This window comes from Acidobacteriota bacterium (genome assembly GCA_030774055.1).
GTDB lineage: Bacteria > Acidobacteriota > Terriglobia > Terriglobales > Acidobacteriaceae > JACPNR01.
Window position 1 is genome coordinate 1 of record JALYLW010000127.1, and the last position, 6,610, is coordinate 6,610.

The 6,610-nt window shown below is 65.4% G+C and carries 7 protein-coding genes; 3 read left to right on the forward strand and 4 right to left on the reverse strand.

All coding sequences use genetic code 11. The features are described from left to right. Window positions 1-67: 67 nt before the first annotated feature. Together coaE and folD are read right to left on the reverse strand one after the other, a co-directional pair. Window positions 68-694 carry a dephospho-CoA kinase gene (gene coaE, locus M3P27_10715; GenBank protein ID MDP9268779.1) on the reverse strand — a complete coding sequence of 209 codons (627 nt, stop codon included), beginning with the start codon at window positions 692-694 and terminating at the stop codon, window positions 68-70. 15 nt (window positions 695-709) lie between these two features. After that, complete coding sequence (gene folD / locus M3P27_10720; GenBank protein ID MDP9268780.1) at window positions 710-1,669, reverse strand: bifunctional methylenetetrahydrofolate dehydrogenase/methenyltetrahydrofolate cyclohydrolase FolD; 960 nt, start codon at window positions 1,667-1,669, stop codon at window positions 710-712. Window positions 1,670-1,968: 299 nt separating this feature from the next. On the opposite strand from folD, the gene M3P27_10725 reads away from it, so the two are divergent. Then, complete coding sequence (locus M3P27_10725) at window positions 1,969-2,148, forward strand: Trm112 family protein (protein MDP9268781.1); 180 nt, start codon at window positions 1,969-1,971, stop codon at window positions 2,146-2,148. 10 nt (window positions 2,149-2,158) lie between these two features. Here M3P27_10725 and M3P27_10730 read toward each other — a convergent pair whose 3' ends face one another. Further along, a complete protein-coding gene (locus M3P27_10730; protein ID MDP9268782.1) occupies window positions 2,159-3,598 on the reverse strand; it encodes a zf-HC2 domain-containing protein in 1,440 nt (479 codons plus the stop codon). After that, on the reverse strand, window positions 3,599-4,522 hold the full coding sequence (locus M3P27_10735; protein MDP9268783.1) for a sigma-70 family RNA polymerase sigma factor: 924 nt from the start codon (window positions 4,520-4,522) through the stop codon (window positions 3,599-3,601). 295 nt (window positions 4,523-4,817) lie between these two features. On the opposite strand from M3P27_10735, the gene M3P27_10740 reads away from it, so the two are divergent. Next, a complete protein-coding gene (locus tag M3P27_10740) occupies window positions 4,818-5,939 on the forward strand; it encodes a hypothetical protein (GenBank protein ID MDP9268784.1) in 1,122 nt (373 codons plus the stop codon). Between the two features lie 303 nt (window positions 5,940-6,242). After that, window positions 6,243-6,467: a hypothetical protein gene (locus M3P27_10745; GenBank protein MDP9268785.1), complete on the forward strand. Its 225-nt coding sequence runs from the start codon at window positions 6,243-6,245 to the stop codon at window positions 6,465-6,467. The last annotated feature ends 143 nt before the right edge of the window (window positions 6,468-6,610 follow it).

Here is a 6,610-nt window from a genome sequence, read left to right on the forward strand (position 1 = left end):
TGGTTGCGCCTCTTGGAGCGTGACTTTGACGTCGAGCTTCTGCTTGCCGCGCGGCCGCTCAGCCGGGTTATGTGAGTTGTGGTGTGAGTTGTTGATAGATCTTCTTCACCTGGGCGCGGGTGGCGTCCATGGTGCCGGAGTTGTCGACGACAAAATCCGCGCGCCCGGCTTTTTCGGCGTCCGGCAACTGCGATGCGCTGCGGCGCTCGAGTTCCGCGCCGGCCTCGGCTTCGCTCAGTTCGGGATGCTTCGACTTGTAGCGTGCCAGCTTCTTTTCCGCTGTGGAGGTCACGGCGATGGTCTTCGCGAAATTGCCTTCCGACTTCGCCTCGAACAGCAGCGGCACCTCGATCACGGCGAGATTGGTTTCCGGTGACGAAGCGGCGATGTGATCCATCCACTTCACCTCGTGCGCAGACACGGCGGGGTGCACGATGCTCTCCAGTTTTTGGCGTCGCTCCGGCGCACGGAAGGCCTCGTCGGCAAGCTTCTTGCGGTCGATGCGCCCGCCGGGATCGAGGATCGCGCGGCCGAACTCGGCGACCACCCGGTTATGGACCGTTTCGCCGGGCAGATAGAGTTGATGGACGATGGCGTCCGCGCTCAGGACCGCGACGTGGGGCAGGTCGGCGAACATCTGCAGCACGGTCGACTTGCCGCAGGCGATGCCACCGGTGATGGCGACCCTTACCATTTTCCCCCAACCACTCTAGCTCCGCGCCGACATCGCGGGAGCGTCTGCGGATACAGCCGTGCCGCGGCGCAGCTTCATCGCCTTCACCGTGTTGCTCATCAGCATGGCGATAGTCAGCGGGCCCACGCCGCCGGGCACGGGCGTGAGCGCGCCCGCGACTTGCGCGACCTCAGGGTGCACGTCGCCGATGAGCGTGAATCCTTTGGCGGCGAAATCGGTTTCGCGCTTGGCGTCGCCCTTAAAAAACTTCGCGAATTCGGCAGCGTCGGTGATGCGATTGATGCCCACGTCGATCACGACCGCGCCCGGCCGCACGAAGTCTTTGGTGATCATGCCGGCCTTACCGATGGCGGCGACGAGGATATCGGCGCCGCGGCAGACGCCGGGCAGGTCGCGCGTCTTCGAATGGCAGATGGTCACGGTGGCGTTCGCGTTGGTCAGCAGCATCGCGACCGGCTTGCCAACGATGTCGCTGCGTCCCACGACGACCGCGTTCTGCGCGGAGACCTCGATGCCACTGCGCTTCAGGATCTCCATGACGCCAGCCGGCGTGCACGGCACCAGGCCGGGACGCTGGGTGGAGAGAAAGCCGACGTTCATGGGATGGAATCCATCGACGTCTTTCTCGGGCGCGACCTCGAGCAGCACTTTCTTGGCGTCCACCTGCTTGGGCAGCGGAAGCTGGATGAGGATGCCGTCAATGTCGTCGCGCGCGTTCAGCTCGTAGACCAGCGCGATCATCTCGGCGGTGGTCACCGTTTCCGGCGGCGTGATCTGCTCGCTGTAGATGCCAAGCTGCTCGCAAGCCTTGATCTTGTTGCGAACGTAGATCTCGGAAGCCGGATCGTGGCCCACGAGCACGGCGGCGAGTCCGGGACGCAGGCTTTGTCCTTGCGCAGCGAGCGCGCGAATCTCCTGCGCGACCTCATCTTTGATCTGCGCGGCGATCTTGGTGCCGTCGAGGATGGTGGCCATCTTTTCTCCCAGGGCTCCGCAACGCTCGCGGACTCGCTGCTTCGCCCTCGCGCTTTGCGCGCGCGGGTCGGCGCTCGCTCCGCGCTCACCCGACTATCTTAACCGGACAATGCGAAAAAACAGATTCCTCGGAGTTTGTTCCAGGGTCGCCGCAACGCTTTCGCTTCGCGCTTCTACGCTCGGCTCTGCTGCGTCGCCCCTCGCGCTGTCCGGCGCTCGCTCCGCGCTCACCCGTTGCTGCTCCAACAACGTTCTCGGACTCCTCGGAATGACAAGCAGGGGAATGACAAGGCGGTAGAATGAGCACGATGCTTTCGCAGAAACTGCTCGACATCCTGGTCTGCCCTGCCTGCCGCCAGCCCCTGACGTTTCGCCAGGACCGGCAGGATTTCCGCTGCGCCGCGTGCAGGCGGGTGTATCCCATGCGCGACGGGATTCCCATCCTGCTGATCGACGAAGCCAAGGTTGAAGAGGCGTAATAGAGGGCGACTAGCGGCTGCTGGGCGGCTTGGCCGCGGTGTCGGCGAAGGCGTCGTGCGAGACCGTGATCGTCTGCCCTGACGAGGTCGAGACGATGAGCGACTTGCCGCTGACGCTTAAGCGGATGATGTCGCCGGTGACGCCTGGCAGCGGGTGCGGGCGCCAGGTGCTGCCGGCGTTGGCGGAGTAGTAGAGCGCGCCGCTGGCGCCGCCCGCCCAGATCTCGTCGCCATCGGCGGCGAGCGCACGGAACTTCAGCGCCTTGTCCTTGGCGATGGGCACGTCGGCCCAGTTGCGGCCGCCATCGCGCGAGCGCTGCACACGGCCGTCGGAAGTGACGGTCCAGCGCAGCGTGGCGGGCTTGAGCTCGGCGCGCTGCGCGGCCTCTTCGCCCAGCGTCGCGTTTCGCGTCGCGATATTTCCGGCGTAGCCCGGGCCGTAAAGGCCGGGGCTCATCGCGGCGGGAGTCGCTCCTTCGCGAGTCTTGGCCCGCGTCGCTGCCGGTTCCGGGCTGGGAGCAGCTTTGGCCATCGCGACTGAATCGTAAGCGGCGGCGGCCGTTGCCGGCGGCGCCGACGGCTTTGCCGCGGCGTGTTGCTCGGCGGACCGGCGTGCAAACTTGGCGTCCTTGAACGGCTCGTTCCGCTCGGCTTGCGCAACCATTCCCGCGGACGCTCCACCTGCGGCGTGCTCCTCCCTAACCTTATTACTACTGACGGCAGGATTGCCATTACTGCTGACGGCAAGACTTCCGGCATCCGCGGACTTCGGCGCTACAACCGGAGCTGGCGGCGCGACGGCGGCCATGGTGCGCGCACCGTCTTCTTTCTTCTGCTGTTTCGCGAGTCCCTCTTTGTTCTTCGTAAGCTCGTCGAGCCGGGCTTCGGTGTTGTTCTTGACCTCCGCGGCCCGCAGATCCGCAACGGCGGCATCGCGCTCGCGCATACTGGCCTTGCCCGCAGAGCCCGCTTCGAGCGCCGGCGGTTGCGCCTGCGCCGGCTTCTCCGCCGTTGCGACCAGGGTTTTGTCTGCGCTGAGCGCAGGTGACGGCGTGGATACTCGCGCGGATAGCGGCGACTGCTGCATCCGTGGCGACTGCATCACCACGGCGACGGCGACCACGGCGACGGCGGCGGCGACCGCTCCCCAACGTATCGTATTCGCGCCCACCGGCCACGGCAGCCAGCGCGGCCTTGCCGGTGCGGACACTGCCGCTGCGGACGCCGCGGTTTCGAGCTCTTCGATCGGTTCCGGCGCGGCGAGTGCAACCACCTCGCGGCAATCCGTGCAGGTGGCGAGATGGGCGAGCACGCCATCACGCTCCGCGCCGGCGAGCGAGCGCTCGGCAAAGGCGGTGAGCTGGTCGGCGTCAGGATGCCAGCCGGGATGGGGACCGGTCACCGGCATTTTCGCCAGGCGCGCACGCACGAGCTTAGACACGTCTGCCACTTAGCTTCCTTCCTTCTTGGAGAACGGTGCGGCGGCGGAATCTTGCGCCAGCCGCGCCCGAATGTCGACCTGGAGATCGCGCACATCGGCCGCCAGCGCCTCCTCCGCCTGGCGGCGGCTCATGCCGCGCTTCACCAGGGCGTCAAGCACGTGCTTGCGCAGCTGCGCGGTGAGCTTGTCGAGCTTGCGGCTGATGGTGGATTCGTGCACGGCGAGCGTGCGCGCTACTTCGGCAAGCGTCCGCTGATCGAGGAAATAGCTGGCGAGGACGTAGCGGTCCTCCGCCGGCAGCGCGGCGAGCGCGGCATCGACCGCGGCCTCGAGCCGCGGATCCACCACGACGGATCCCTCCTGCACGGGTGCGGCAAACTGCACGCCTTCCTCGTTCTCTTCTTCCAGGCTAACGAGTTTCTTCTGGCTGCGATAGCGGTTGACGAACTCCTGCGCCAGCACGGTGCGCAGCCATCCCTCGAGCGAACCGCGTCCCATATAGAACAGCAGCTTGGAGCGGCGCTGGCCATCGCGCAGCTCGGTGCCGTAGAGGTCGGCGTAGAGCGAGTCGGCAAGCTCGCGTCCGGTGGCGTCGTTGCGCGCGATGGCGCGGCCGGCGTCGAACAGCTTCTCGCGGAAGCGGCTGAGGAATACCTCCCAGGCGTGCTCGTTGCCGGCAGCACAGGCGCGGGCGATCGCCAACTCTTCCACCCGCAGCGAGCGGTAGAGGGCGGTCGCGTCTCCGGGGGCGGCATTGGCGGGCAGGTACTTCGCGCCCACCTCCGCCAGGATGCGCAGGAACTCGAGCTGTGGCAGGCCGTAGTCGGCGGCGTGGCTTTCCGCCCACAGCTCGCCGAAGAGCCGCTCCAGCCACTGGCCGGCAACGCCGGTCGCGACCGTAGCCGTACGCTCGGGCTTGGTCCCTGCACTCATTTTTCGCAGACCGCTGCTAAAAGCATTTTCCAGGCCTATGGAAGGTGGATGTTATCAACATTTTGGACGCTGGCAGCAGTGACTTTGGTTAGCTGTTCAGCGTTTTTTCTGGGGGCGGTGTCAAAGGTTTTGGGGGATCGTTCGACTCGCTCGGCCGACGGGCCCAACTTTGGGTGGGGTCGGCGCATTTATTCCTGCAAGCTCGAGGAATACCTGCGTTCTGGATGAAAGGAGCAACATCATGCGCAGTCTCAAGACCTTGACCGTACTCGCAGTTTTCGCTGGAGCGCTCGTCATGCTCCGGCTAGCGATCCCGACGGCGGCGCGCGCCGGCGAAGCGACCACGACCCCCGGAGGCTACCGCGTGCTGGCGCCGATCACGCACGGCAACCTGACCATCTTTCCGGTGGTGGGGGCGAGCACGCACGACACCCACGATCTCATCACGCTCGATGAGGGCTTGCGCTCGGGCGAAGTCATCGTGACCGAAGCCGGGCAGGTGCAACCGCTCATGCGGCGCCGCGGCACGCCACAGCGTTATCGTTACTCTGGGGACGGCGCGCAGGTGAACCAACTCGTGCTGGTGAATAACTCCAAGCGGCCGTTGCTGCTCCTGGCCGGCGAGATCGTGACCGGTGGCAAGCAGGACCGCGTCATCGGCAAAGACCGCATCATCCCGGCAGAGAGCGATCCCATCGACCTGGGTGTGTTCTGCGTGGAGCCGGGGCGCTGGGTCGCGCAGTCAGACAGGTTCAGCGGATTGAGCGCGCAGATGGCGCAGCCCAGCGTCCGCAAGAAAGCCATGGCGGAGAAGGACCAGCAGAAGGTTTGGGCTGAGGTCGGCAAGTCGCGCCAGGCCGCGGCCGATGCGGTGGCGTCGGCCTCGCCGAGCGTGAGTGCAGGGAGCGGTGCCGGAGTGGGCGGCGGAGTGATGGCCAGCCAGGTCCGCGAGATGAGTTCCTACGCGCGCGTGATGGACAACAAAGCCGTGAAGGCGCAGGTGGATTCCGTGGCCGGTCCGATGGAGCGGTCGTACGACGCCGTGATCCGCCAGCTCAAGGACCAGAACGCCGTCGGCGTGGTGGTGGCCATCAACGGCGAGATCGAGTGGGTGGACGTCTTCGCCTCCACCGACTTGCTACAGCGGTACTGGCGAAAGCTGGTGCGCTCATATGCCGCCGAGACCATCGGCGTCCGGCCGGCCAAATACGGCCAGTTGGGCACCAAAGAGGCGCAGGCCTTCCTTGAAGATTGGAGCGGGAAGCGCCAGACGGTGGAGACCGAGCCCGGGCTCTACCGGCATGTGGAGGTCGTGGGCCGCGGTTTTCGGGCCTTCCAGCTGACCTCCCTGCTGCCGAAAACGGGCTTTGACCTGCACCTCAGCAAGATGGCAGAGGAGCAGCTGATCGGGGATTAGGCACCACAGAACGCACCCGGGTATACGGCAGGGGCGAACAAAAGAGACCGGCTTTGCGTACTGAGAATGGGTAGGGTTACAAGGCGCTCAGGGAACACCGCCTGGCAGGCTGGCCGGCAGGCAACCCGCCGCATCCCAAGGCGGGAAATGGTTGCCCAGGAAATATTTACCTGGGCCGCAACAAAGTAATGGGTTGGGCAGTCTAATTGGGATAAAGGCACGTGACGTGCAAGGTGACAGGTAGCAGGTGACGGCTAGCAGGTAGCAGCAGGGAGTCAGCAGCAAGGGTCGGAGGTGACGACAATGGGTGACAAGTTCAACATGACGGAAGTCGCGGCCCTGCGAAACGAGTTGCTCCAAGGTGGGCTCGACTCGATGCAGGCGGCGGAGGTGGTCCGTATGTTCCTGATGGGCCACGGGTACGGGATCTCGACGGATGGTGCGCTGGATGCTGCCAGCCGCATCACGGGGGGGTCGTCGGTTGAAGCCGTGCAGGCAAGTCTTGAGGATCTGGCGCTGGTGATGTAACCGCATCATGTGGGGCGAAACCGCCCCGATAACAAGCCGCGCCAACCCTGGCTCCTGCGGGAGCCAGAGGAAGCATAAAGCCGGGCGAACCTGCCCGGCTTTTTGTATGCCTCGAATGTGTAATGGGTGGCGAGCATGTGTGG